Source organism: Phaeodactylibacter xiamenensis (genome assembly GCF_965229835.1).
Lineage (GTDB): Bacteria > Bacteroidota > Bacteroidia > Chitinophagales > Saprospiraceae > Phaeodactylibacter > Phaeodactylibacter xiamenensis.
Genome location: NZ_OZ245931.1, coordinates 5,671,697 through 5,697,328 on the forward strand (window position 1 = coordinate 5,671,697; position 25,632 = coordinate 5,697,328).

21 protein-coding genes are annotated in these 25,632 nt (G+C 51.7%); 18 read left to right on the forward strand and 3 right to left on the reverse strand.

The genetic code is table 11. The annotated features are described in order from the left end of the window. Positions 1–32: 32 nt before the first annotated feature. Entirely contained in the window at positions 33–4,178 is a 4,146-nt protein-coding gene (locus ACO08I_RS21500; protein ID WP_421947048.1) for an ATP-binding protein, read from the reverse strand. A gap of 1,947 nt (positions 4,179–6,125) precedes the next feature. Here ACO08I_RS21500 and ACO08I_RS21505 point away from each other — a divergent pair. From ACO08I_RS21505 to ACO08I_RS21515, 3 genes are all read left to right on the forward strand, one after another. After that, complete coding sequence (locus tag ACO08I_RS21505) at positions 6,126–7,037, forward strand: hypothetical protein (RefSeq protein WP_421947049.1); 912 nt, start codon at positions 6,126–6,128, stop codon at positions 7,035–7,037. Between the two features lie 125 nt (positions 7,038–7,162). After that, a complete protein-coding gene (locus tag ACO08I_RS21510; RefSeq protein ID WP_421947050.1) occupies positions 7,163–14,017 on the forward strand; it encodes a LamG-like jellyroll fold domain-containing protein in 6,855 nt (2,284 codons plus the stop codon). Positions 14,018–14,072: 55 nt separating this feature from the next. Further along, positions 14,073–16,946 (forward strand): T9SS type A sorting domain-containing protein, encoded by a 2,874-nt coding sequence (locus tag ACO08I_RS21515; RefSeq protein ID WP_421947051.1) that lies wholly within the window; start codon positions 14,073–14,075, stop codon positions 16,944–16,946. 39 nt (positions 16,947–16,985) lie between these two features. Here the strand turns inward: ACO08I_RS21515 and ACO08I_RS21520 are convergent, their stop codons facing one another. Both ACO08I_RS21520 and ACO08I_RS21525 read right to left on the reverse strand, forming a co-directional pair. Continuing rightward, positions 16,986–17,507, reverse strand: a complete 522-nt coding sequence (locus ACO08I_RS21520; protein ID WP_421947052.1) for a hypothetical protein — start codon at positions 17,505–17,507, stop codon at positions 16,986–16,988. A gap of 135 nt (positions 17,508–17,642) precedes the next feature. Beyond that, positions 17,643–18,038, reverse strand: a complete 396-nt coding sequence (locus ACO08I_RS21525) for a helix-turn-helix domain-containing protein (protein ID WP_421947053.1) — start codon at positions 18,036–18,038, stop codon at positions 17,643–17,645. Positions 18,039–18,304: 266 nt separating this feature from the next. Between ACO08I_RS21525 and ACO08I_RS21530 the strand changes: the two genes are divergently transcribed. The 15 genes from ACO08I_RS21530 to ACO08I_RS21600 all read left to right on the forward strand — a co-directional run bounded on the left by ACO08I_RS21530 (position 18,305) and on the right by ACO08I_RS21600 (position 25,591). After that, positions 18,305–18,709, forward strand: coding sequence for a hypothetical protein (locus ACO08I_RS21530; RefSeq protein WP_421947054.1), 405 nt, complete (start codon positions 18,305–18,307; stop codon positions 18,707–18,709). Further along, positions 18,706–19,008 carry a hypothetical protein gene (locus ACO08I_RS21535; RefSeq protein ID WP_282773980.1) on the forward strand — a complete coding sequence of 101 codons (303 nt, stop codon included), beginning with the start codon at positions 18,706–18,708 and terminating at the stop codon, positions 19,006–19,008. Before ACO08I_RS21530 ends, ACO08I_RS21535 begins: the two co-directional genes overlap by 4 nt. Before the next feature lie 325 nt (positions 19,009–19,333). Then, positions 19,334–19,780 carry a hypothetical protein gene (locus tag ACO08I_RS21540; RefSeq protein ID WP_421947055.1) on the forward strand — a complete coding sequence of 149 codons (447 nt, stop codon included), beginning with the start codon at positions 19,334–19,336 and terminating at the stop codon, positions 19,778–19,780. A 209-nt stretch (positions 19,781–19,989) separates the two neighbouring features. Then, positions 19,990–21,186, forward strand: a complete 1,197-nt coding sequence (locus tag ACO08I_RS21545; RefSeq protein ID WP_421947056.1) for a hypothetical protein — start codon at positions 19,990–19,992, stop codon at positions 21,184–21,186. An 18-nt stretch (positions 21,187–21,204) separates the two neighbouring features. Beyond that, entirely contained in the window at positions 21,205–21,495 is a 291-nt protein-coding gene (locus ACO08I_RS21550) for a hypothetical protein (RefSeq protein ID WP_421947057.1), read from the forward strand. 24 nt (positions 21,496–21,519) lie between these two features. Beyond that, positions 21,520–21,753 (forward strand): hypothetical protein, encoded by a 234-nt coding sequence (locus ACO08I_RS21555; protein WP_421947058.1) that lies wholly within the window; start codon positions 21,520–21,522, stop codon positions 21,751–21,753. Continuing rightward, positions 21,750–21,896 carry a hypothetical protein gene (locus ACO08I_RS21560; protein WP_282773970.1) on the forward strand — a complete coding sequence of 49 codons (147 nt, stop codon included), beginning with the start codon at positions 21,750–21,752 and terminating at the stop codon, positions 21,894–21,896. The genes ACO08I_RS21555 and ACO08I_RS21560 overlap by 4 nt, the downstream gene beginning before the upstream one ends. A gap of 28 nt (positions 21,897–21,924) precedes the next feature. Then, entirely contained in the window at positions 21,925–22,689 is a 765-nt protein-coding gene (locus ACO08I_RS21565) for a hypothetical protein (RefSeq protein WP_421947059.1), read from the forward strand. A gap of 6 nt (positions 22,690–22,695) precedes the next feature. Beyond that, on the forward strand, positions 22,696–23,178 hold the full coding sequence (locus tag ACO08I_RS21570; protein ID WP_421947060.1) for a hypothetical protein: 483 nt from the start codon (positions 22,696–22,698) through the stop codon (positions 23,176–23,178). A 103-nt stretch (positions 23,179–23,281) separates the two neighbouring features. Further along, on the forward strand, positions 23,282–23,734 hold the full coding sequence (locus ACO08I_RS21575) for a hypothetical protein (RefSeq protein WP_421947061.1): 453 nt from the start codon (positions 23,282–23,284) through the stop codon (positions 23,732–23,734). Continuing rightward, positions 23,727–24,260, forward strand: coding sequence for a hypothetical protein (locus ACO08I_RS21580; protein WP_421947062.1), 534 nt, complete (start codon positions 23,727–23,729; stop codon positions 24,258–24,260). Before ACO08I_RS21575 ends, ACO08I_RS21580 begins: the two co-directional genes overlap by 8 nt. Beyond that, complete coding sequence (locus ACO08I_RS21585; RefSeq protein ID WP_421947063.1) at positions 24,257–24,559, forward strand: hypothetical protein; 303 nt, start codon at positions 24,257–24,259, stop codon at positions 24,557–24,559. Before ACO08I_RS21580 ends, ACO08I_RS21585 begins: the two co-directional genes overlap by 4 nt. Beyond that, positions 24,556–24,741, forward strand: coding sequence for a hypothetical protein (locus ACO08I_RS21590; RefSeq protein ID WP_282773959.1), 186 nt, complete (start codon positions 24,556–24,558; stop codon positions 24,739–24,741). The genes ACO08I_RS21585 and ACO08I_RS21590 overlap by 4 nt, the downstream gene beginning before the upstream one ends. Before the next feature lie 2 nt (positions 24,742–24,743). Beyond that, positions 24,744–25,037 (forward strand): hypothetical protein, encoded by a 294-nt coding sequence (locus ACO08I_RS21595; protein ID WP_282773957.1) that lies wholly within the window; start codon positions 24,744–24,746, stop codon positions 25,035–25,037. Positions 25,038–25,063: 26 nt separating this feature from the next. After that, positions 25,064–25,591, forward strand: coding sequence for a hypothetical protein (locus tag ACO08I_RS21600; RefSeq protein WP_421947064.1), 528 nt, complete (start codon positions 25,064–25,066; stop codon positions 25,589–25,591). Positions 25,592–25,632 lie beyond the last annotated feature (41 nt).

Genomic DNA, 25,632 nt, shown 5'->3' on the forward strand with positions numbered 1-25,632 from the left:
GTTTGCTAACGGAGGAAATGTGAAGTGTCACCCTATTGAAAATAATCCCCCGGCTTCTTCCCAAAGCGCTGATCGTACACCTTAGTCAGGTAGCTGCCTGAGCTGTAGCCGGCCGCCTGTGCGACTTCATTGACGGTAGTGTACACCTGCCGTTCGAGGAGTTGCCGGGCAAGCTGAAGCCGGGCCTCCTGAATGTAGTTATTGGGTGTCAGGCCGGTAAGTTTTTTGAGCCTGCGGGCGAATTGCCTTTCGCTAAGGAAGACTTGCTCAGCCAGCAGGAGGGTGTTGAGCTTAATCCCTTTTTCAAGCGCTGCTTTAGCCGCTGTTTCCACCTCCTTTAGCCAGTCCTGGCCGGCAGAAGTTGATTTGGTCTGGAATTCAAAATCCGGCTGGGCCAGTGGTGCAGGATCCGGCTCGGGGACAGCCTGCCGGGTTTGGTAGTTGCGGATGAGGTTTTCCATCCTGGCTTTGAGCTCGTCCGGAGAGAAGGGCTTGAGCAGGTAGTCGTCCACCCCCATGCGCAGGGCCTGTAGCTTGTCTTCTTCGGCAGACCGTGCAGTGAGCATAATGACGGGCAATTGTTGCCAGTCTGCATGGGCTTTTATTTTTTCCAGAAGGGTATAGCCGTCCATCTCCGGCATCATAACATCAGAGACGATTAACTCAATATCCTGGACTTCAGCGCTCTTCGACTCCAGCCAGGACCAGGCTTCTGCGCCATGGTTGGCCACCTGGCAGTGGTAGGTATCAGAAAGAAGCTCCAGGAGCAACTGCTGCATATCGGGATTGTCCTCCACAATCAGGACTTTCGGGTGCCCGCTTCCGTTGAGGGAGGCTGGGCGTTCGACCGTTTCCGGGAACGAACGTACTGGTATTGGTTTGGAAAGAAGTGGGTGTGCCGCTTTTTCGCCCTCAGCCCGCTTTGCTGGAAAAGTTAATACAAAGGAGGCTCCCTCGCCCCATTTACTATCTACAGTGATCGCCCCATTCATCAGTTCTGCCATCTCCTGAGATAACGCCAGGCCAATGCCAGTGCCGCCCTCGGTCGCTATTTCTGTCTTCCGGGTTTGGAAGTACCGATCGAATATATGTGGAAGGTCCTCTCCGGGGATGCCCCGTCCGCTATCGGTAACCTCAATGACAAGGTTCCCGGCAGCTTGCCGGCTCCGCATCGTAATGGCCCCGTTTTTAGGCGTAAACTTGAGCGCATTGGACAGTAAGTTATTGATGATTTTCTCAAACCGGTTACGGTCAATCAGGTAGAGGGCATCTTCTTCCAGTTCGCATTCCAACTGGTATTCGATATGCTTCAAATGGGCGCCGGACTCATAGGCTGCAAACAGTTGACGGCAAAATGCGGCAAGGGGGGTAGGCACTTCCTTTAGTTCGGCCTTTTTGGCTTCCAGTCTGGAGAGTTCGAGCAATTCTTCGATCAGCCGGCTTAGCTTGCCAGCGTTGTTGAGTACTTTTTGCAGGCCCTCTTTTATAGATTGTGTCAGGGAGGAACCCTGGGCTTGAATTAGATGTTCCAGTGGTGCTTTGATGAGCGTCACCGGCGTGCGTAGTTCATGCGAAATGTTAGTAAAAAACCGGGACTTCAGCTCATCCAGCTGTTTCAGTTCTTCAGCTTGCTGCTCGATGAGCTTTTTATCCTTACGAATCTGCCGGGTGCGTAGCCTCACCTCGCGTTCCAGCCGCCTGGACTCCTGCTGTTTGTTGCGGGCCCAAAGCAGACCAAAGGCTATAAATGGAAGGGCAAGCAGCAAATAGAACCAGGCTTGCTTGTAAAAGAATTCCCGGGCGTGGATATCTATGGCAATAGGGTTGGTGGTCCAGTTATTCCTGAAATCAGCCCCCTTAATCAGCAACCGGTATTTTCCGGGAGGCAAGCGGCTGATGTTGAGTTCCGGCTGAGTGCCCAGGTAGCGCCAGTCTTTGTCTTTGCCTTCAATCATATAGGCATACCGGTTATCCTCCGGCCTTAGATAGCTGGAAAGCCCAAACCTGAGGCGCAGGTGGGGGTGCTCGGGTGCGATCTCCAATACGCCCAAATGGGCCAGATTCCGGTGCCGGACGACTTCGGCGTTCAATTCCGTATCGTAATAGCCGATCTCCGTCAAATAAATCTTGACCTCTTCTTCGGATTGGAGTTCATTCTTTAAGGCAACAGGATCAAGAATGCTGGCCCCTTCCCGGCTGCCAAACCATAACTTGCCATCTTCATCCTTAAAAGGGTCAAAACGCTCAAAGACGTCAGAAGTAAGCCCATCTTCCTTGTGGAAGCTATTGAGGACTACCCCTTCTTTTGAAACCAGATTAATTCCATATTCTGTACCCACCCAAATATCTCCTTCCTCGTCCTCAATAATACTCATGACGGTATTGCTGGAAAGGCCCTGACCTTTATTGATCACCTTGATCGTTTTTGATTTTGGGTCATAGAGGTTCAAACCTCCAAGAAGCGTACCCAGCCACAACCGCCCCCGTTGGTCTTCCCAAATGGAAGTAAAGCGGAAGTCCGAAAAACCTTGTTCGGTACTCAGCTTTTCGCTTTGTTCCTTTTCGAGATCTATTCTCCACAAACCATTATTGGTGGGGATCCAAACTATTCCATTGCCGGCTACCAGGATATCCCGGACAAAGCCCTGAAAACTTCGCTGAACCCCCGGACCAAAGGATACTTCTTTATTCGTCTTTAAATCCAAAAAGAAAATCTCAGCCCGGTTATATTGTATAATTGCAAGGTCGTCCCGTACCAACGCAAAAAGAGCTGACCGGGTTTTCAAAGGGTAGGTTTTACAACTTTGGGTGCGGGGGTCAAAGCGCACAAGATGGCTATGAGAAAGTAGCCATAAACGCCCTTTGTCATCAGGAATAATTTGCTGCCTCATCCCTTTGCCAAACGGAGGAGGGGTAATGTGGCAGTCCGGACCCTTGAACGCAGTGGTTTCAACTGTCTCCTGATTATATGTGAACCAGCCGTCCCTTATGGTATTAATGAGTACACGTCGGTCTGGGAGCTGAGCCATGGAGCTGATCCATTTACCCTGTAGCGTTTGCTGGATCAACTTTTGGTTTCGGATCCCTGCGGTGACCAAGCCTTTGCCTGTGATCATGAAAACCTGTTGCATGAAATTTTGGCTTGCTAGGCTTCTAATTTCCTTCTGGCCCGCGATCACATCTGAATAATCAAACCACGCACCGCTGTTGGTGGAAAGGAGCGCATGATAATCTCCGGAGCGGTCCATGAACAGCAGGCAAATTTGCCCTGCCTGATCCGGAAAGATATCTTGTACCTGCCAGGTATCAGGAAACTGATCAGAGGTAGTAGCAAAGTGGTCCTGCACAGGATCATATTTCAATAATTGTAGTCCTTCTCCTGCGGGCAACAAGAGGTAGGCATCTCCCTGAGCATTAAAAAATATCCTGGGACGTGGCCAATTGTCTTTGCTAACGGGGACAGAGATAGGCCCCTTCGTCTTAAAATCCTCAAGTGTATAGACCTTTTTTTCTAACCGTTCAGTATCAAACCTAATGATTTCGAAGTCGGGTGAGCCAATCCAGATTTCCTCTTCTTCATTTCGCATAAAGTAGCTATCCAGCCTCCCGGAGGTTATTGGGTGCCTGAAAGAAGAAATAGGGGTGAGCTGATCGTCCTCCAGTTGGAATAATGCAAGGGTACTGTCTTGTTTCATGCCCAGAACATGGGATTTTCCATATTCTGTGGATACGGCAAGCGTACGAAGGATTTGTAAAGCGTTGTACGTGAATAAATTTGTTTTGCTTATCCGGGTATCGGGGTCCATTACGAAAAAGCCGTTTTGACTTTCAGTACCCAGAATACGCCCGCTTTCTTCAACTGCTCTGACCCATGGGATGTCTAGTATGCTTCCATCTTCTTTGAATGCTTCAATAGGCTGAAAGCTATATCCGTCAAACTGGAACAAACCAATAGAGTTGATCAGGATGTCAACGCCGCAGGGCTTGAGCCATAGCCGGCCATTCCCATCCATCAAAGTGCCTTCGAAACACTTTTTAGAGGATGGGTCATTTTCTTTGTAGAAGGTGTTGAGGTAGGAGCGCTCCAACTTGGGCAAAGCCTGCACCTGTTGTGCAACAGCACCTGGTATTGCACAGCCCCAAATGATCAAGAGTAGGAACAGGATGCGCTCTCGCATCTTCATCGTGTTATTTGCCTATGTTAGATTTGAATCGCTCCTCAAATATAGACTAAAGTAGGAAGGGAGCAGGCTGTTTTCCAATTTTGTTGAGCGTATTTCCAGTTTTTTTACCCATTGGTGTTCCTACTAAGTGTTTGGTTTTTAATGGTTTGTTGCTTTATGTCCGGGTTTTGTCCAATAATGTCCGGATTTTGGCCTTCGCCTGCCCCCATCTTTGCTTCAACAAATTTATTGATCACCTAAACTATAATACAGATGAAAACGCAAACCCTGACTTTCGATGCACAGCCAAAAACAGAAACTAAGGTTGACCTCAAAAAAGCTGTAGTATGCACAGCCTGCCTTTCCTTTTTTCCACTTGTCTACGTCATAGGTAAACTTGTTATGTCGCTCGGTTAAGGGCAATTACTGCGTTCAACCCCACCACACAGATGATACGAACTGGAAATGACCGCTCCAACCGAGGTTGGTCAGATGTATTGCCTGTCGCTTCCGCCCCCTGACTTAGGCGCTTCTTGCTCCGCCAGGTGGGTGGGGGAGAGCTAGATAGGCGTTGGCGTTTCGTGAAAGGAGTAGACGCTGGTCCGAGGAGCACTAAAGGTTTTTTGTCAACGATTTGTATACTGACGATTAAGTGGTCTCCGATAAAGATCGGAGCAGCAAACCTACTCAATGCCTGTCCGTGTCTCGCCCCCTGTGGCTTTGGCCACTTAAAGGCAGGCGGGTCAGCATTGACGCTGGGAAGTGGCTTGCACTTGCCCTGATAAGCTTAACTTCATCAGCGGACTGTCCTGACAAGCTGCGCTTCGTCAGTGGCCGATGTCGCAAATCCAAGATTCCAGACGATGAATGTCTGGACTGTAAGCCCCAGACGATAAATGTCTGGATCAACGACCCGACATTTATCGTTCCCCCGTGCTGGCTGACAGCGCCAGTAGGTGACCACTTCGTATGGTGTATAAATAGGGAATGTATTGAAAGTAGAAAACCCCTGAATACTTTGATATTCAGGGGTTTTTCTTGTAGACCCACTAGGACTTGGTGTATGTGGTTAATAGACTGATAAACAGTATTTTGGAAGATGTTTAAAAAAGTCTGTGAAATAACTGTGAAGCTGCTGCTTCCAAAATCTTTTGGTTTAAACCTACAGTTAAGTTAATGGCTTTGTTAGCTGAAAATACTTCCTGTTTATGGGAAGGCTACAGAAAAAATCTTGATATAAACTATTTTAAACCTTAGGAAGTAAGTCCATCGGGTTATTAAATTCAGAATACTTCGCAATCTAACATTCTTCTTTTTTCGAAAGCTCTTGGCAATCAACGCATAGAGCCAATAGGTGCCACTTTTCTATTAAACACTCTTGGTGACTATTTAGGTGTGGCTTTCTGTAGCAGCGTAGCTGCGAAGGAACGACTCGCGGCGTTGAGTTCACTTGTGGATGTTCGCTATTTTGCAAAATCACCTAAGTAGTTACGTTCTAGTTATGAAAGCTTTGATATAGGCTTGTTTTCTGATGAGGAAGCTAAGCTCTGCATCACACGAGCCACCTGTTGGAAGGGCTTTTGAAGTGATTTTAACCTGCAATGGGTACATTCTTATTTACAGCATTTCATGTTTCCAGCCATTACTTTGTGGTTGTGCGACAAGGGACTGAATAAAGTGCTTTTTTGTGCCCAGACCGGTATGCACAGTTTGTAGCACAACTCATGGTATATACAGAGGCTCGCTGAAGCTAAATATTGCGATTACGCCTTTAACGGCGCAAAGCAATGATTGTCAGTGGTTTTTGGCTGATGTAGTGCTTTTGATATGGTTTTTTTTGGGGTTGTAGTGGATTTGTGTTGGTTAACAGTTAAGAAAAAAGAGCGGGCAAGTTGAATATTAGCTTTCGAATCAAGATTCCAAGATTTTTCTGAATGCTAAACCAAACAATCATCTAATCTTATGAAAAACCTATACTTCATTCTCTGTTTACTTTTCGCAGGAAGTGCTACCGTTCAAGCACAAATTGCACTCAGCGTGCAAGGCACTGTACAAAATTTTGACGGCACTGCAGTCGACAACGGGGAGTACGACATCATCTTCAAGCTCTATGAAACGGATGCCGGCGGCACCGCCATTTGGGAGACAACCGAGACGGTTAATGTTGTCAGCGGCGTGTACAGTGTGCTCTTGGGCGAAAACACCCCTTTGGACATCCCCTTCAATACCACTTACCATCTGGGCATTACCTTGCCAGGTGGGCCAGAACTCATGCCCCGGGCACAGCTCACTTCTTCCCCCTACGCTTTATCCGTGGTTGGGCAGGACAACACTTTCCCCTCCACAGGTCCGGTGGGCGTCGGTACGACTACCCCGGGTGCCGGTCAGCAACTGCACGTGGTGGGCAATACCAAGTTGGAAGGCAATCTGGAAATCACAGGCACCGTAACGGGCATAGAAGTAGACTTTGAGAACATAACTACCAATATTAACACATCCAAGAGTATCAGTGCCAATCAGAACATCAGTGCCGGTGGGAACATCAGTGCCGGTGGGAACATCACCGCTAATAATGGTAAACCAGTCCCAGTGGCAGAGGAAGGGCTTCGAATTATTAGGGGGTCTGTTAATGCTAATGGTACTGTTAAAGCTGGTTCAGGCTTTAGTGTTTCTAAACAGGGGACTGGTGCGTATTCGATATCATTTCCTGCGTTTAGTGCTATGCCAACGCCTGTTGTGACCTCCGGGAGCGGAAGCACTATCCTTATCGGTACGGCGGGCACCACAACAAGTAGTTTTACAGTAACTACCCGTTTTTTTAACACTGCTTCTCTTGATGCCAACTTCGACTTCATCGTCATCGGTCCGCGTTAAGCCTGGTCACCTGCAACTTCAATAATCTCAAAGAGTCTTACTCGCAGAAAATCTGTTTCTCCTTCTCTGCTTACTTTTTGCAAAGAAGGAGGAATAGATTTTCAATAATCAAAGAATCTTTACTCATGAAAAACATACTACAACAACTTCTCTGGGTGAGCTTGTTGTCTGTCATCGGTCTTACCAACGCATACGGGCAGAACAGCCCCAACTGCGAGACGGTCAGTGATGACAACTTCCTTATCGGGCGCGCCTTTTTTACCTACGGCAGCGCCAGCAATGCTTTCAGTACAACCAGCCGGGCTGATATAACTGTCGGGCAGCCCGTGGTGGACAATTACTTCGGGCAATTAAACAAAGGCTCCTATGGTTTTTGGTCCCGCTTTCTGCTCCCTCCCGCCGCGCCTGCCGTCATGGCCAGTGAGGGCGACCTCGAAGACCGGGTACAAATTGATTGGGCACCTGACCCATTGAGCCCTGCCCCATCCAGCTACAAAATCTACCGCAATGGCTCCCTGTTGGCTACAGTAGACGGAGAAACCTTCTCCTTTCTGGACTTTAACGTCCTCGCTGGAAAATTTTATACCTATGAGGTTAGTGGAGTCAATACGTTTGGAGAGGGGAAACGCGGTTCTTCTCTCGGCTTTCTCAATCCCAATGGCGTGGTAACGGGCAAGGTGGAAACCTTCAGCGGCAACGCGGTACCGGGAGCTATAGTCACCCTCACGCCTACCCTGGGCCATTCAATTGCCTTCAACGGGGCAGACGATATGGCATTCGCCGAATACAACCCGGCTTTCCCCCGTCACGAATTCACGGTATCTGCATGGGTGAAGCTGGGGGACGGCAACGATAATGCAGGCATCATAGACTTCGGCAGCACCATCGGCAAAAACTGGTGGCTGCACACCCTTCCTGCCTCTTCCGGTAAAGGTATCCGCTTCGGCATCGGCCGGGATGCCGGTGATGTCACCGAGCTGGACTACGCCTTCCTGAGCGAAAACGAGGACGAATGGCACTACGTGGCAGCAAGCTACAATGGCGCATCTCTGCTGCTTTATGTGGATGGAGAACTGATCGAAACGGCCGTAGGTACTATACAGGCGGATAGCATCCCGCTGTTCCTGGGCAAAAAGGCCGATGATACTGGTTTTTTTAACGGGCGTATTGACGAGGTGCGCTTCTTCGACCGGCAACTGGCTCAAACGGAGATCCAAATGTTCATGAACCGCACAGTGCAAGGCAATGCGCCAGGGTTGACCGGCTACTGGAAATTTGATGAGGGCGTTGGGGCCAAAGCATTTGATCAGAGCGCACTGAAAGCCCGCTTTTACTTTTGCGGTGCAGAATGGTCGGATGACCGCCCGGAAGTGGTCAATTCCGGAGTTACTAATGCAAGTGGCTTCTACGAAATTGCCGGGATCAACTACGGCAGCGGGCAAACGTTTACGGCCCGTCCTTCCAAAAGCTTCTATCTGAATCAGTCCCTCGAATTCAATGGCGTCAATGGCAGTTATGCTGACCTGACAGATTTTGATATCAAAGACACCTCTGCCATTACCACAACGGTTAAGGCTTTCGACTTCAGCGGCAATCAGGCGGTACTCAGCAAAGCAGATGCAGGCGGCAACAACCTGTTTGCCCTCTGTCTCAATGCAGGGCAGCTTGAGCTTGTGCTCAACGAAACTTCCCACGCTTTCGGCCCGCTGGAAATGGGCTTCCATCACATCGCCGTCAACCTCATACAAGACGGCAGCACCCTGACCACCGAAGTCTACAAAAACGGCAACCTAATGGGTACCCACAGTTTCAGCGGCGTGGCCACAGATTGGGCAGGGCTTCCCTGGAAGATCGGCGCCAAAGCCGATGGGGCCAGTAGCCACCGAAGTTTTTTTACCGGCCTGATCGACGAAGTAGTTTTCTTCGACTCCACTCTTACGCTTCCGCAAATACAGGAGTATGCCAATATCGGCACAGATGTGAATAACCTCTTCCTGAAGTCAATGTTTGGGCTCAACGAAGGCGAAGGCATGCAGCTGGAAGACACCGGGCCTGCATTTACAGGGCAAGGCACCATTTTTGGTGCTACCTGGTCTACCGTTTCTTCCATTATGGAGACCATTGCGCATGAATTCACCCCTGCCAGCCGCCTTGTTACTCTCAACCCCAGCAATACAAGCGTGGACGAGATTGACTTCGTGGACCAAAGTACTATTCCTGTTAGTGGCTTTGTCCGTTATGAGGGTACCACCTGTTTTCCTGAAGGCATTGAGATCCTCGTTAACGGACAGTCGAATGCACCCAAAATCCTGACCGATGAAAATGGCAAATTCGTGGCAGACTTCGAGCCCGGTGCGGATGTGGTGCTTACTCCTGTATTTGAAGACCACACCTTTTTCCCAGCCTTCTGGGAACTGGAAAACCTGAATGTGCCGGTATCCGGTATACTTTTCCAGGATCAGACCAAGCGAACGGTCACAGGGCAATTAGCAGGAGGCAAATGCCGCCGGTCTATCATTCCCGATGGCAGCATCGTCCGCGTTAAACTGTCTTCCCTCGACGGCTGCTACGAAGAGACCCAGCGCCTGGAAAACCCGAATGGAAAATTCACCTTCTCCAATGTACCCCCGGACTCCCTCACTATAGCTGTGATTGAGCATTCCAATCCGGTTATCTATGATTACTTTCAGAATCAGGGCGGGCGCACACTTGATTTGCGTATGAAAAGCGATACCGTTGATTTCATCTATCTGGCGCCCCCTCAGGTAACAATGACACAACTGGATACCAACTCCTGCGGCGACCCCATGCTCAATCAGCTGCAACCTGCCAAAACCACCATACGGGTGTTTGAGGCTTACGATGGGGGCGTATGCTACCTCGATACCGCTCTGATTACCATCAACAACGGAATTGCCAACCTTACCCAGTTCGACACTCTCATGACGGAAGGGAGCCTTGTGCACCGGTTCCGGGCTGATGCGCCTAATATTGTGCCGCCCTTTCTCAAAACCCTTCAGGTAACTGCCGAGGCAAACGACGAACAGGATACCAAAGCCCAGAGTGCTGTTGTACTGGGCAGGCGGCCACGGGAAACAACATTCACTTCCACCGCGCCTGAACTACCGACCATCATTTTGAGAGACCCGCCGGGCGATGGCAGCTATTCTTTTCTGGAAACCGGAGAGACCACCTGCCAAAACTGGAGTTTTGAAGCAGCCAGTACCATGAATACGGAGGCAGGCGTGACTGTATCCCTGGGCCCTGATATCGAGACATCGGTGGGGACTCCGTTTTTCGCCACCTCCCTGCAGGTAGATGTCACTGCAGATCTGGGGTATCAGCTGGAGGCGAGTACCACCTCCTACACTTCCAACGAAATGGAAACCTGCCTGACGATAACGAAGAATATTGCCACAGATGACAATGAATTTATTGTAGGCAGCGATATGGGCGGAGACGTATATGTCGGTGGCGCTATGAACTTTATCTATGGTATCACCGATGAACTTATTTATGACACTACATCCTGTAGCTACCTTCTGGATAAAGGGCTTTATATATTTCCCGATGGGTTTGCCACAACATTTATTTACTCTGAGCGTCAAATTACAGACCTCGTCATCCCCAGCCTACTAAATATTGGCGATACAGTGAGCGCTGAACGATGGCAGGGGATCATCGACCTGAATACTCAACTCAAGGAGGAAGCCATATTCGACCGTAATATCACTTTTGATGCCGGAGTAGTTTACGAAGAATCACAAACATCCGAAGTGACCAAAACCATTACCCATTCCTGGACGCAGGATTTCAGCAACGGATTCTCAACAGAGTTTGGTGTCAATGTTAATGGTATTGGTGTGGTAGCAGGGCTGGCGATGTCCTGGTCTACAGAAGCCACTTCCACCACTTCTAGCACTACCTCTACCGAGCGGACCACAGGTTTTGTACTCACTGATGATGATGGGCTGGACAACTTTACCGTCAACATCAAAACAGACCCAGCTTACGGCACCTCTGTATTTGAAGTAGTCAGCGGCCAGTCAGCCTGCCCCTGGGAGCCCAATACGCAGCCCCGCGAAGAGGTGCAACTTACCAGTAATAGCTTTGTAGCAACAAATGTTACAGCTAACGAAGCTGCTATTTTTGAACTCACGCTTGGCAACACTGCTCCTTCAGGGGATGCTGGGTTTTACATCTTGGAGCTCGTTCCGGAAAGCAATCCCGACGGGGCTATCGTAAAAGCCAATGGCGTCGAAATCAATGCCAGCGAACTGATCTACCAAATCCCCCCCGATGGTTCGCTAACGGTTACCATCTCTGTAGAGCGCGGCCCAGTGGAGTATACCTACGAGAATCTGCGTATTGCACTCCGGTCCGGATGTGAATTCGAGCGCGCTATCTGGCTGGGGATTCCACGCGAAGGCGTAGACGAACGTTTTTATAAAGAAGTGGAACTCGATGTTTACTTCCTGGAGCCTTGCAGTGAAGTGGACTTGGGCTTCCCGTTGCAAGATTGGGTGCTCACACCGGAAAGTGGGAACATCCTCAACATCACTGCTAATGGATATGATACCAGCGATCCCGACCTGGAACTCATCCGCGTGCAGTACCGCCGCTCTCAGGGCGATGGATCGTGGATCAACATCGCCGAGCTGGAGAAAGAAGAGCTGGGAGATGTATTCACTATCGTCCCCTGGAATACGCAAGGGCTACAGGACGGGCTTTATGAAGCCCGGGCAGTCACTCAGTGCTTCGGGGCACAAAACCCAGGTATTTCAAAGGTGGTAAAAGGCAAAATAGAACGTACCCCTCCCCGCCTCTTCGGCTTGCCTCAGCCTGCCGACGGCGTCCTTTCGCCGGGAGACGAGATCAGTATCACCTTCAATGAGCCTATTCGCTGCGACCTGCTCATACAGGCAGATGTTTTCAACAACAATAACATCGGCTTGTACAATACCGCAACCGGCGAGCTTATCGATGCGGTGATCAGCTGTAGCGAAGATAAAATCATTGTGGTCCCTAATGTGCCCAACCAATTTATTGAAAACCAGATTCTGCGCGTAGTTGTGGAAGGTGTGGAAGACCAGGTTGGCAATATGCTGGAAGAACCCGTCAGCTGGGAGTTTTTTGTCAACCGCTCCACTTTGTACTGGGAGGTCAATCAAATTAGGGAGGTCATCCCGGAAGGCGATGTACTGGTAATCACCCGCGACATCCGCAATCAGGGGGGAGCCGCCGCTAATTTTACACTTACTGACCTGCCAGCATGGGTGGAAGCCAGCCCTCTTTCCGGCACAGTAGCTCCGGGCTCCTTCGAGACGGTCACTTTTACTTTTCCCTCAGACCTAGTCCCCGGCAGCTACGAGCACATTCTGCCTATGATGACCGCCGAAGGGGATGAACCCCTGGATATCAAGGTTCAGGTTGTATGCCCACAGCCTGAATGGGAAGTCAACCCTATGGACTGGGCTTATTCCATGACGATGACACTTCAACTCGATATTGAGGGGGAAATCTCGACTGATAAACTCGACCTGATAGGCGCTTTTGTCGGCGGCGAGCTGCGCGGCATGGCAGCTGTGGAGTACGTGCCGGAAGTAGAAGAATATCTTGCTTTTCTGACAGTTTACAGCAACAACCTGGTCGGGGAGACGGTGACTTTCCAGATTTGGGACGCTATGGAATGTCTGCTCTACGGCAGCACAAACGAAAGCTTCGATTTTGTAGCCGACGACCTCATCGGTTCGCCCATCGTGCCGCAGGCCATCCACACGAACAACCTGCTGCTGCGCAAGATCCCGATCTTCCCGGGCTGGAACTGGATCTCCTACAACCTGGAGCTGCCAGACCCGAGCATCAATGCGGCCCTTTCGAGCCTGACGCGCCCGGAAGATGCCACCATCAAGGGGCAGACAAGCTTCAGCCAGTACTTCAACGGCGGCAGTGTCTGGGCCGGCTCGCTTACGGCGCTGTCCCACCTGACGATGTACCAGTACAACGGCACCGCTTTCGACAGCCTGGTGATCCTGGGCAACCCGATAGACCCGGCTACGCCCATGAGCTTGTCCGCGGGCTGGAACTGGATCGGCTACCTGCCGCAGGCGGGCATGCCGGTCAATCAGGCCCTGGCATCGCTCAGCCCGCTCAATGGCGATATCATCAAAAGCCAGGCTGGCTTTGCGCAGTACGTTGCCGGCATAGGCTGGGTGGGCAACCTGGACTTCATGAGCTCGCCGAACGGCTACCTGATCAACTTGGGCGAGGCGGGCACGCTCACCTACCCGGAGAACTTCAACGGGCCTAATGAGGAAGCCTTCCGCAATCAGGATGGTATCGAAGGCCGCAGCGCTTCGCAGTGGGAAGTGGACCCGCACGGTTATGAGCACAGCATGAACCTGATCGCAGTGGTCACGGATGCCGAAACAGGCAACCTGCTGCATGAAGGGGACGAGGTCGGCGCCTTCATCAACGGTGAGGTGCGCGGCAGCGCGCAGCCGATCTACGTAGAGGCGGTGGATGCTTACCTGCTCTTTATGACCGTCTACGGCAACGCCGAGGGCGGCACGGCCACCTTCAAGTACTACGACGGTGCAGACGGTGAAATCAAGGCCGTGGAAGAGTCTTTTGTCTTCATTGCGAACGACATCCTGGGCACGGTCAACCTGCCGGAGCCGCTGACGCTGCAGAGCGTGACGGACGCTGCGGCCCTTACCGGCACGGCGCCCCGCTTCGAGCTCTTCCCCAACCCGGCTACAGAGCGGGTGTACCTGAGCTTTGAGGCACCGGCCGCTGCCGATATTATAGTAGTCGTCACAGATGCGACCGGCCGGGAAGTGGCACGTATCGAGACAGAAGCTGCTGCCGGAGGCAACTTGCTGGAATGGCGGCCTAATAACCTGGCTGCCGGGCTGTACTTCGTTACCCTGCACGGTAATGGCCAGGTACAGTCTGCGAAATTGAATCTACAGCCTTAACAAGCCTGCTGAGGGTGCCGGAGGCCGGCACCCTCAACGGCTCAAAATATAATCCATGCGATATTTATTGATCACGCTGCTGATGGCGGCGGCCTTTAGGGCATCCGCAGGCCCGCCCGACTGGGCAGCACCGGAGCCCGGGGGCTACGACTACTCGGCAAGCATCAATGCTGCCCTGGTCATCGATGGAGCGCTGACGGCCAATGCCAATGACCTCATCGCTTTCTTCGCTGGCGGGGAACTGCGGGGCGTGAGCACGCCGGTAGCTATCGGAGATCAGGTCTTCCACCTGTCTACGGTTTTCTCCAATACCGCTACGGGGGAGGAGCTGCAGGTGCGGGTCTACCATGCGGCCACAGATGCTATTTACATCGCGCAGCAGCCCTACGCTTTCGTGCATCAGGGCGTGAGCGGCAGTTTTGATGCGCCCTACGAAATTGAAGTCTTCACGGACGGTGATGCGCCCATCGGGCTTCAGGCATTGCCGGCACAACAGACCTTACAGGGCGTGCCCTTCGCGCCCCTGGGCCTCCTGCCGTTCCTGGAGCGGCAGGACAACGACGGTATTACCTGGTCGGCGGATTTCAACCCGCACGTCCTGACTTTTTTTAACGGGGCAGAGCTGACGCTGATCCCAACGGACCCCGCCTGGTTTGGTTCCACCACAGTCACAGTGCGCGCCACCGAGCAGACAGCCAACGCTTACTTTGCCACCGCAGCACTCAGCGTCACCGTTGAGGAAGCCTACGCCGGGCCGCAGTGGGAGGATATCCCAATACAGAGCGCGGAGCCGCAGGCCGGCTTTGAGCTGCTGAGCCTGCCCGGCTTTGAGGCGGCCTATGGCGGCCCCTGCCTGGACTACAGCCTGACACCTGTACTGGCTACGGCAGGCAGCCAGCCACAGTTGCCCGCAAGCTGGAGCACTCCTCTTTTGCAACAGCCGTTCAGCATGAACCTCTCTGCCCGGGCGCAGTATACCCCCTGGCTGTCATTGGGCGATGAAGCCGACCGCCTGGCCTTCTTCATCAACGGCCAGCTGAGCGGCACAGCGGCCCCGGAGCTGGTCAACGGGCAGGCGTACTACTTTGCCACCGTGTACCATGCCATGCCGGAAGGGGAAATGGAGGTGCGCTACTACAGCGCAGCCCACGAAGCCCTCTTTGCCTTGCCTGTCACGCTCAGTTTTGGCGGCAACGGGCAGCTGGGCAGCCCGGACGAGCCGCTGGTACTCGATTTCTCCCCCTTCTTCTTTGAGCTGGACGAAGCCGGGCAGCTGGGCATCACGCCACAGGACACGGCCTTCCGGGGGGCGCACCCGTACACCTTCCTGGCAGCGGACTGCGATTACCCGGAGGTGCTGCAGGACACGGTGTCCACGCAGCTGTGCTACGATATCGACAGCGATCAGGACGGGCTATGCAATACGCTGGACCCGGCGCCCTTCGACCCCTGCTTCCCGGACTTTGAAGCGCCGCCCCTGCACGTGCTGGATAGCAATGGGGACACGCTCACGAGCAAAGGCGTGCTGGAAGTGGGCACGGACCCCGGCGATTGCCACTACTCAGCCATCTGGCGGGCTTTTTCCATAGAAGACTGCTCGGGCGTGACGGTAGAGGCTACCCTGGAAAACCAGGACGGCCCTTCGGCCGGGCAGCTGGAAACGGTTCTGATTGATGCGGCCACCGGGCAGTATGCCCTCTACCTCACCGTGCCTCAGGGCACCTATGAGCTGGAAGTCGTTGCCACCGATGATTATGGCAACGCGGAGGATTTCACCTACACCTTTATTGTAACGGACGAGGAAGCGCCGCAGCTGGCCTGCCTTGATGTAGAAGTAGCCCTGAGCTACGACGGCACCGGGGAGCTGCTGGCCGACGAGGTGCTGGACTTTGCCAACAGCAGCGACAACTGCGGGCTGGACTACAGCACGCTGATGATCAGCCAAACGGCTTTTGACTGCAGCGATCTGGGTATACAGAGTATAGAGCTGACGGCTTCTGATATACATGGCAACAGCAGCAGCTGCACGGCGCAGGTGGAAGTGCTCATCAGCGAGAGCATCCCGCCGCCCTGGGGCACAGCCGATATCGGCATGGTGCCGGGCAGCAGCAGTTATGCTTACGACCCCTGTGCCACGGGCGACCCGTCCAAAGGGCATTTCACCCTCAACAGCCCGGGCTACAACCCCATTTCCGGAAATACGGACCAGCTGGCGGGCGTAGTGCAGGAGCTGTGCGAAGGGTCCGGCATCCGCGCGGAGGTACAGTCGGTGGGCCCGGGTACGTATGCGGGCATATTCATGCGCAACAGCAGCGCGGCCGGGTCGCCCATGGCCGGGCTGTTCACCAACCTGACGCCTTTGCTGCGCTGGGAGAGCCGCCTGCAGCCGAACGGCGGCAAGAGCTTTACGCCCTTTCAGGCGGTAGCAACCCCGGTAACGCTGGGCATGCGGCGGCACAACGGCCTGCTACAGGCTTTCTACCGCATCCCCGGCGGGAGTGGCTGGCAGTTGATCACACAGATGCAGGACCACCTGGAGGAGTGCGTGGAAGTGGGCTTTGGGGCTTTCACGAGCACGCCTGGCGGAGCGGCTACCGCCGTTATTGGCCCGGTGAGCACCATAGGGGCTTCCAATAGCACTGAATTTGGGGGCAGCCCTGCCATGGAGCTTACTGGTGCTTCTGGCACCGGGCAGCTGGCGCTTTGGCCCAACCCGGCCTCCCGGTCAGTTACTTTATCACTGGGCGCCCCGCTGGAAGCACCGGCGCAGGCCCGCCTGATGGACGGGCTGGGGCGGGCTGTGAGGGCATGGGCACTGCCTCATGGAGATACACAGCATCAACTGGATGTGGACGGGCTGCCCGCAGGCATTTACTGGTTAAAAATTGATGGGTACCCGGATGCAAAGCGGTTGATGATTAGCAGGTAAGATTTCAGAGGTGCTAAAAATGCAGGTACTACCAGGAAATCAAAAACTGGTAGTACCTGCACTGCTCCAATATTCACTCGTTTTGCATCCATTATTCCCCCTCGACTCCTTTATCGGTAAGTGGCCGGGCTGTAGATTTGTTAAAGCTAAGTCTGTTTTAACTTCGATCTCTATGTCCGAGAACCCTGAATCAATCAAATCTTGCGGTGAGGCATTCTCAACGTTTACCTTATCGAGTTCGACCTCATTCTCTTTCTTACTTTTAACGGATTCACGGTGTTTGATAAAATCCGGATCATTATGAAGCTCCTCCAATGGTAATTCGCCCCTTTCTAAAGCTTTGGCCCCTTTTTCTGTCATTTGCACCATACCCCTTTGAGGATAGGAAACAAACTTCGCCATCTCTAGGTATGACTTAAAGATACCAAATCCGCCACAGTTAAAGGGAGTGTTTTTTCTTCTGCTGTACCTCCTCTTGATCATCCCCATTCTTCTTCCGCTTCTTAAGTACTTCGCCCAATACTTTAAGCGCTCTGGCCAGCAAAAAGGTACGGTCAGCATTCGATTGGTTCGTACGTATCTCAGCGTCTATCTGATTCAGCTTTTCCTGTCTTTTGTTCATGAGAAATCAAGATGAATAAGTTAGACCGGAAAAATAAAACAATACGTATTCAAACCCAAGCTTTTTAAAACATATTATTTTACATCAAATGTTTCTTTGATCGTCTCACTGAATGTTTCGAGGCGGAGACCCTGGTAGTCTTCCGGGGATTCTCTTTGTATGACCTCTATAAGTTCCAGGACTTTTATAGCCAGCATCTTGTTGAGGAGGACGTCGTTTTTGTATTCGGCCCTGCTATCGTTGGACCGCTCAGGAACGTACGGTTCTGCTTGAAGGTCTTTGTGTACGAGCTGGTCCAAAGACACATCGTAAATTTCACATATCTTGATTATTACGTCTATCGGAGGAAGGTTTTTACCTTTCTCGTACTCACCAACCGAAGTAGGAGTTTTGCCTAGTTTATCAGCAAGTGATTTTTGGGTGTGCTGATTAAGGCTTCTTAAATACCTGATATTCTTCCCTATAAACATGAGATGATAAAAAATGTGAAATTTAACCGGTTAAAAACAGGTTAAACCTTTGATTTCTCACTTAAAATGAGATATATTTGTGTCATACAAATGCTAAAAGCACCTCAGCAAAAGAAAAAGAACCGTCAAACAAAACGCTATTTGTTTGAGCAATCAACTATTGCCTGCAATTATGTACGGAGATTGAAAGGAGGACAGATAGGTTGTAAGTGGTTCATCTTTTGTTGAGTGTGTTCGGTGAAAACTTAATTTCAATACACCAAGGTATGAATAAAGCTGAAATAAGGCAAGTGGCTGAGGATTTACTCAGCGACCCAGACTACAAAGCCGACCTCAACGAGATTCACGACCGTACGAAATTGGCAAAGCTGATTGACAACGTACTCGTACGCCTGGCAAAGACTACCCGGTACTTCGAGAACGATTACGACCGCGATTATACCGAATACCGCGTTACTCAGGTGCTCGCCCTTGGCAGTAAAGACCGCTGGGGCGAAATGCGGGCTAACGAGATCGTTGCCTGGTCCCGGCTATTGGATATCGATGTACTTGAATTCCTCAAAGCTGGTGCCGGAGCAGACAAACTGACTCTGCGGCAGGCTAGTATCTTGTACAAAATCGAAACCGGAGAGAACCTTATTCTTGAAACCGTTGAATCCCTTGCAGCATGATTGATGCACAGACACTGGAAACAATGAAAAGGCTGTCCATTGCCCTTGAGAAGCATACGCTTGCAATGGAAAGGCAAACTGAGGCTTTGGAAAAACAGGCAGCCACAGCACAAACCAAGGAGGCGGCATGGCTAAAGGCGATGGAAGCCGCCAAGGTATTGGGCATCCCGCCCAAAAAGACTTGTTCGCGCAAGCTCAAAGAACTTTCCGACCAGGGCTTTGTCCGGCGGCGCAATACGCGCCCGCCTCTCTACAACAGGGAAGACCTGGAAGCCCTTCGGGGCCAGGAAGTATTTTAATCATGGGGTTACCTGCCTGCCGCCGTATCAGCAGTTCCGGTGCTCGGACCATAGGCGGCAGGCTTCCCGGTCATGAGAAGATCACGTACTATGAACACTTTCACTTTTCCCATGCTGCCCGGCGTCTACCTTTTTGCCGGGCAGCTTTTGACTGCAAATTTTACCCTTAGGGGCTTTTGATTATTTGAAGTTGGATTAAGGCCTGGCTAATGTGCCGGGCTACTTCCAGCCTGCCCTTAATCATACTAGCGGATACCCTAATACCCCCTCGTACATGGTAGCCGGAATGCTTCAAAGGCTCAATAGCAAATACAATCTTCAGCGCATGAAACCCACTATCCATTTTGACGATCAGCTAAGCCTGATACCGGGCGAGATCAGAATAACGCTGCGCTTTCGGGGCAAAGACCTTGCCTCCCTTGATGTGAAAGCCAAAAACATCATGCAGACGCACCTGGAACTCCTGGCGGAAGAAGCTAGCAAAGCCATGCGCTTCCTTTGCATCCATCTGCCTAATGACAACGAAACCTACCGGTGGATCATGAACTACCATACGCTGAAATCTGACATCGACCAGCTGGAGCATATCGCCCAGCCCAGCAACGCGGCATTTTTGCGCAAACGGGTAGCTGCCATGCCTGACACCAAGAACGGCAAAGGCTGCAAGACCAGAATGCTGCTCCTCAACGCCCTTATCACTTACTACAACAACCATTTTGGAGAGCGCCAGCCGGCCGGAGGTGTGCATAGCTGCCACCGGAAGGCTGGCTAAGAAAACAGGGCCGGCACTTTTTATTTACCAAGCACATGAGCCGCTTCCTGCATATTTAGCCGGCCCTTCTTTTTGCTTCTGGCGAGACGGTCGCCATCAAGGGGTTCGACCCCCCTGGACAGCACGAACCACTGCAGATTCATTGCGGTACAGAAGGCAGCGCAGGGCCTTGTTGCCCTGGCTGCCCTTCTTTCAAAAAAACTTAAAAGATGCCTGCATTAGCTATTTCCCATAACAGCAAAGCCGAAAACGGGAAGGCTACCTACCGGATAGACCTCCCAAAGTCGCACCGTTTGATGGAGAGCCTATTTGAGCAGTACAACGAATCACAGGTAGTAACGAGCCAAAAGATTAAGATGCCGCACATCTTCCTGGCCAAAGAGCTGGTACGCCTGTATGCCAGGAAATTTAGCCTTTGGCAGTTTGGTGGCGACCGGAAAGTGGAGAAGGTACAGGATATGCCCCTGCTCAATATCAATAATCCGTTCCTGGGCGACATTACGGGCAGGACCGACCGCAGTATCCGGAACTACCGAAAAGTCCTTCAGCGAGCCGGGTTCTTCCTCCCTTTAAAGGAAGATGCCAACGGCAAACCGGTCTACGAGATACACCATGGCAGGCAGGCAGATTTTGAGGTAGCAATTAACCCTGATTTTCTATGGACAGAAGTTGCAAAAACCAAGGTCCGGTTCCGGATCAGCAACTCGAAAAAAAGTACCGAAACCACGGCCCTTAAAGTTGCTTCGCGGAAAATTTTTCCGCCTACAAGTGCAAGTACTAAACAAGAACCACAAGAACTAGTAGGCGGAAAAACCTGCGGTTTGGCGGAAAAGTCTGCACCTGAACCACCAGAACGGCAGGAACCTCGATGCGGTGAGCCTATCGGCTCGATAGCAGATGGACAAGAACCGGGAAGCAGGAACGAACCACGCAGATTCGGGCCAGCTAAGCAAGAAACAGGGACAGAAGTTCCGGCCGGCGGTGAAGATATTGACCTGGAAAGAGCCTGGGCGCTCAGGAAGCATGCGAAAGTGTTGCTGAATTCCGCTCGGACCTGGCTCTATCCCGGCGAAGCCTGGTCAAAAGACTACCGCCGGACTATTTTGATCACCATAGGGAAGCTTTACGGCACGGCCCCGGCAGATCTTTTTCCGAAAATCTCCGGGGTTTATTGGGAGAGAATGAAGCTCGCCCAGCTGTATTGGCACCGGGAGCACGGCGAATTGCCTGAACCGCACACATTTTTTGACCCCGGCAACCCCAACGGGTTCATCCGGACCAAGGGCTGGATTGACCAGCCAGAGAAATACCCGCCCCCCAAGCGTAAAACTTACCGCAAACCCGGACAGCGCCGGGCAAACGGCCGCCGGGGCCAAGGCATAGCCACCCTGGGCGACATTCTTTAGCAACAAACTTATACCGCAATGAATAATTCAGCCACAATGCAAAAAAGCCGGAAGGACGCCAGAGGGATGGCGCACTACAAACTGGTATTCAAGCCAAAGCCAGGCGGCTACAAAAAAACGTTGGCGCACTGGAACAACGATTGGGAAAATGGGCCACTAATCACTTTTCACAGAACGTCTTTAAAAAGGTGCCGGGCACTAGCTACAGAATATGACATCCACCACGGCAGGATTTACGATTACAACAATCTGGCAGAAGTTGTAGACACCTACTTCCACGAAGACGGCTGTTGGAAAAGCGGCGAATAACAGGAATCTAAAACTACCAAAACTATGAGAAAGAAGACCCAAAGGCGCACTACTGCACAGCGGATGCGCCAAGAAGCCAACAACATCGGCAGAGACTTTGCCATCGGCATTCTTATGCTATGCCTCCTCGCACTTTTTATGAGCTGCAGCCGGAGCACTACCGTTGGGCCTCCCGATTTCTACGCGATGCCAACCGCCAATAGCGAAAAGCCAAAAGCAAGCCGGGCAAAAAAAGCGGTAGCGATTGAACGCCTATGAAGAAAAAGAAGCTGGCCTGCTACCTCATCTACTTCTCCTTTACCTGGGCCGGACGTGCGGTATACGCTTTAAGGAAAAAGCTCGAAAAGCTGAACTACTGGATAGACCGGATTGCCGGTCATTTTTTGGAAGAAAACGACTAGAAATCTCAAAATCCTTTAAGGAATTGCCATGGAAAATCAGGACATGACTACTTACAACTTTACCGGCGAGACCCTGGCGGAAAGCCTTGCTCTGGAATGGTCCACCTTGCGGCGGAAATTGAACCGCATGGGGCACCGCTATAGCAAAGACGACCTGATCCCGGAGGAGGTGGTGCAGGAAATCGTACTGGAATACGCCCAGCCACACCCCCGCAGATCGGATGAGGTGGTGGAAGGGGCCCAACAGGTAGCCGGGCAGCTCAATATTCAGATCAATATCACGAATAACAGCAGCACCGGAGAACCCAAACACCAGGAAACTACACGGACACCATACGGCAAACAAACCGTACAGCCCGTACAGCCGAAAGCGCTGCCCAGCCCGGAGGCAGGCCCTCAGGCCGGGGGCAAGCCCGTCACCATATTGGTGTACTTCGCCTTCGTCTTCATTCTGCTGTACCAGGTGGAGCATTTGGCGATCATCGGCATGGACGTGAGCGCCTTTCCGGAGGGCAGCTCCGCCCGGACGGTCAGTGGTTGGCTATTCGCCGTCACAGTGAGCATCACGGCACTATTGATGACCCTGCGCCGGGGCATCAAAGCCCGGATTTCCATTTTCGGATATGACGTAAGCTACCTGCTGGCCTTTGCCATTTTGGATGTGATTTTCTTCGTCCTCAGCTCCGCCCCCCTGGAAGAAAGTACCGGGCTGCATTGGGTGAAGAGTATTCTGGTCGGGACCACGACTGCATTTGTGATTTACAGCTTCAACGAACTCATCACTAAAAACTAGACGGACATGCTAAGGACACTCAAAGACTTACTCGCGGACATGCTGCTCCTGCGGTACCGCCCGGACAAGCACACCTTGCCGGACAGGCGGACAAAGACAAGGACAAGGACAAGCGGACAAGGACAGGCGGACATCAACTTAGCCGAGTACACGTGGACAGGCGGACAACTGTGGGTGCCGGACAACGAGTTCAGGGACAAGCAGACAAGTGCCGCATGGAAGGTGGACAGCGCACGGACAAGGACAACGGACAAGGACAAGGAGCTGACCCCGGGGGACATCGAAGAGCTGAACGTACGGAAGCTTGACCACCGCAAGGCTTTACGTATAAAATCCTTTTGGAGCCAGGGCCTGACCATACCCGAAATCAGCCGTGCATTAAGCCATGTAAACGGGAAAAAGGTCCGCGGGTATGGAGAAACGACCGTCAGCCTCTATTGCGCAGCCTTCTCCACCGCTCTATCCGGGGGAGGGGTTGCCGGGGAGTAGCACTCAAAAACACTCAATCGAGTGAATTTAAATTGATAGTCAAAGGGTTATGCACTCAGTTCCTGAGTGGCACCCCACTCAAAATCACTCAAAACCACTCAAAATGCACGAACAAAACTCAAAATACAGCGCCTATGAACCCGTCACGGAGGAGGCCACCTGGGAAGAACTGCCACAGGTAGCCGATGCACCTCCGCCCGCCCGTCGCCCGTACGAGGTTGTTTGGAATGTAGAGCGCCAACGGTTCAAAATATACCCCATTGCCGTACGGATCGGCGAAGCAGGCGCAGCCATTGTCCTGTACGTCTTCCTGAAAGTAGGACAAGCCGTATGGTTCCTTGTCCTTGTCCTTTGGACAGCCTTTATCTCTGTCCTCCTGTCCTTGTCCGCCGCGGTCAGGGACACCGCCGGACAAGCCATGCGGACAAGGACAAGGACAGGGACAAGGACAGGCGGACAAGGACAAGCGGACAAGGATTACGCCACCACGCGGACAAGCAAAGCGGACATCAACGTCGATGTCCGCGTGTCCGTCAAAAACGAAAGACATGGTTAAGCAGATCGAAGCCCTTGTCCTTGTCCTTTTCCTGTCCGGCATCGTTTACACGACCGTACGCTGGGGCATACCCGGTACAGTCATACTGCTCGGCATTGGAATGGTTGCGTACGTGATTGCGTACAACTACATCGAAGCCTGGAGGCATCGGGAAGCCCTGAAGAACGCTGCCGTACAAATCGACAACAGCTACATCTACAGCGAAGAGGGCGAAGATTGTACGGTGCGCAGCCGTGCACAAGCCGAAGCCCTCCTGCTGGAAAAGTCCGGCAATAAAGAATTCCTAAAAGGGAACATCAAAGTCCACGCGCTCTACTTCCGCCATAGCGACACACGTGAGGATATGGTAGAGTTGAAAACAGAAGGTAAGCGAATCCGCTCCTTTTTGGTCTTCTGCCAGGGCTTCGAGCGCTTCTTAGATATGGTGCAAGAGCATCAGGACGCCATAGAGACAGACCATCACATTAAGATTGCCAAGGAAGATGCAGAATGGTATTTCGATAACGCATTAAAGCAAGAAAAATGAGCCTTTTAGATCAAATGCACCCGGTTTTCATCGCCTTCATCATCATAGGCATGCCGGTCTTCATCATCATCGCCCTGTCTGTGTTGGTGCGCTGGGGGATCCGCTACCGCAGGAAGCAAAAGCAGCAGGAAAAAGAGTGGGACAAACAGCACCCCGGCCTGGCCCTGATTGCTTTGCCAGTAGTGTACTTACAAGCTCACGAGGATGGTGTAATCATACAGGACAGCAAACAACGCCTGCATTACTTCAGCAAGCACCGGGGATATTCATGGGAACCACTGGAAAACATTGAGATATGAAACACTTAACCGAGTTTGATAAATTCTGGATTGCCCTGGGGCTGATCGCCTTCCTAATCGTAGCTGCCCCAGCCCTTATCCGCATGTGGATAGCCGACCGGCGCGAAATACGCAAGTACCGGGAGAAGCACCGCCGTGGCCGGCAGCGGGCGATTGACTATCCGGATGAGATTAAGCTGTAGGAATGGAAAAGGGAATTGACCATTACGGCCATGCAATCATGTTGTTCAATCGGCGCATTGAGAAAAGCTTTGAAGTATTTGAATACATCGCCCGCCTTGAAAAAAGACAGTTTGAGCTATCAATAAATTTAACGATAGCGGACTGGAAAGCGATACGAGATACGGAGTATTGGAAGCAGATCAATCAAATCCAGGAGAATGACTTTTGGGACAGAATGGAGAAGGAAATAATGGTCAATGAGATCAGGGGCAAATGCATCCGGCGGTACCTCGACAGCAAGAAAATCAACTTATAATTCAATTCAATACCAAAATCACAACCATGCCAAAGATCAACGGAATAGACGTAGAACTCGGCAATCTCTATGCAGTAGCCACCTGGCCCAACGGCCATGTGAAGATGTTCAGCCGAAACCAGAATGAAGACGACCAATTGGATTACGGCGCGGAGTGGACGTGGAAAGAAGCGTCCGACTATCACCCGTCTTTAGAACATGCAATGATGGCTTACGCAGATGAAAATCCGGAAGATACCGGGAATCACGCCTGGTTAACACCATTTGATAGGTGGCTAAGAGACCAGGTAAACCCTTTTCATCCTAATAAAGATGATAAAGACGATTGGATGTGCTGGGAGCTGATTATGGATGAAATACCATTAAGCGACTTGAAGTATGTTCAAAACATTTCAGCTTTGAAAAAATATGTAGTTGCATTGGAAATGGCCCAAAGGAATGAAATGGATGCAGAAGACGTCTTTTTCTATCTATGGATGCACAAAGGCAGACCATATAGCAGGGTTATAGACGAGCTTGAGAAGAAACTAAGTGAACTAAATCCTGGGAAATAAACCCTCTTTCTTCATGCCGGGTGGCGGTGGCTGCCTGGCAT

Coding starts and splice junctions, on each gene's coding strand:
- ACO08I_RS21500 (WP_421947048.1), bottom strand. CDS start 4,178: ATGCGAGAGCGCATCCTGTTCCTACTCTTGATCATTTGGGGCTGTGCA.
- ACO08I_RS21505 (WP_421947049.1), top strand. CDS start 6,126: ATGAAAAACCTATACTTCATTCTCTGTTTACTTTTCGCAGGAAGTGCT.
- ACO08I_RS21510 (WP_421947050.1), top strand. CDS start 7,163: ATGAAAAACATACTACAACAACTTCTCTGGGTGAGCTTGTTGTCTGTC.
- ACO08I_RS21515 (WP_421947051.1), top strand. CDS start 14,073: ATGCGATATTTATTGATCACGCTGCTGATGGCGGCGGCCTTTAGGGCA.
- ACO08I_RS21520 (WP_421947052.1), bottom strand. CDS start 17,507: ATGCTGACCGTACCTTTTTGCTGGCCAGAGCGCTTAAAGTATTGGGCG.
- ACO08I_RS21525 (WP_421947053.1), bottom strand. CDS start 18,038: ATGTTTATAGGGAAGAATATCAGGTATTTAAGAAGCCTTAATCAGCAC.
- ACO08I_RS21530 (WP_421947054.1), top strand. CDS start 18,305: ATGAATAAAGCTGAAATAAGGCAAGTGGCTGAGGATTTACTCAGCGAC.
- ACO08I_RS21535 (WP_282773980.1), top strand. CDS start 18,706: ATGATTGATGCACAGACACTGGAAACAATGAAAAGGCTGTCCATTGCC.
- ACO08I_RS21540 (WP_421947055.1), top strand. CDS start 19,334: ATGAAACCCACTATCCATTTTGACGATCAGCTAAGCCTGATACCGGGC.
- ACO08I_RS21545 (WP_421947056.1), top strand. CDS start 19,990: ATGCCTGCATTAGCTATTTCCCATAACAGCAAAGCCGAAAACGGGAAG.
- ACO08I_RS21550 (WP_421947057.1), top strand. CDS start 21,205: ATGAATAATTCAGCCACAATGCAAAAAAGCCGGAAGGACGCCAGAGGG.
- ACO08I_RS21555 (WP_421947058.1), top strand. CDS start 21,520: ATGAGAAAGAAGACCCAAAGGCGCACTACTGCACAGCGGATGCGCCAA.
- ACO08I_RS21560 (WP_282773970.1), top strand. CDS start 21,750: ATGAAGAAAAAGAAGCTGGCCTGCTACCTCATCTACTTCTCCTTTACC.
- ACO08I_RS21565 (WP_421947059.1), top strand. CDS start 21,925: ATGGAAAATCAGGACATGACTACTTACAACTTTACCGGCGAGACCCTG.
- ACO08I_RS21570 (WP_421947060.1), top strand. CDS start 22,696: ATGCTAAGGACACTCAAAGACTTACTCGCGGACATGCTGCTCCTGCGG.
- ACO08I_RS21575 (WP_421947061.1), top strand. CDS start 23,282: ATGCACGAACAAAACTCAAAATACAGCGCCTATGAACCCGTCACGGAG.
- ACO08I_RS21580 (WP_421947062.1), top strand. CDS start 23,727: ATGGTTAAGCAGATCGAAGCCCTTGTCCTTGTCCTTTTCCTGTCCGGC.
- ACO08I_RS21585 (WP_421947063.1), top strand. CDS start 24,257: ATGAGCCTTTTAGATCAAATGCACCCGGTTTTCATCGCCTTCATCATC.
- ACO08I_RS21590 (WP_282773959.1), top strand. CDS start 24,556: ATGAAACACTTAACCGAGTTTGATAAATTCTGGATTGCCCTGGGGCTG.
- ACO08I_RS21595 (WP_282773957.1), top strand. CDS start 24,744: ATGGAAAAGGGAATTGACCATTACGGCCATGCAATCATGTTGTTCAAT.
- ACO08I_RS21600 (WP_421947064.1), top strand. CDS start 25,064: ATGCCAAAGATCAACGGAATAGACGTAGAACTCGGCAATCTCTATGCA.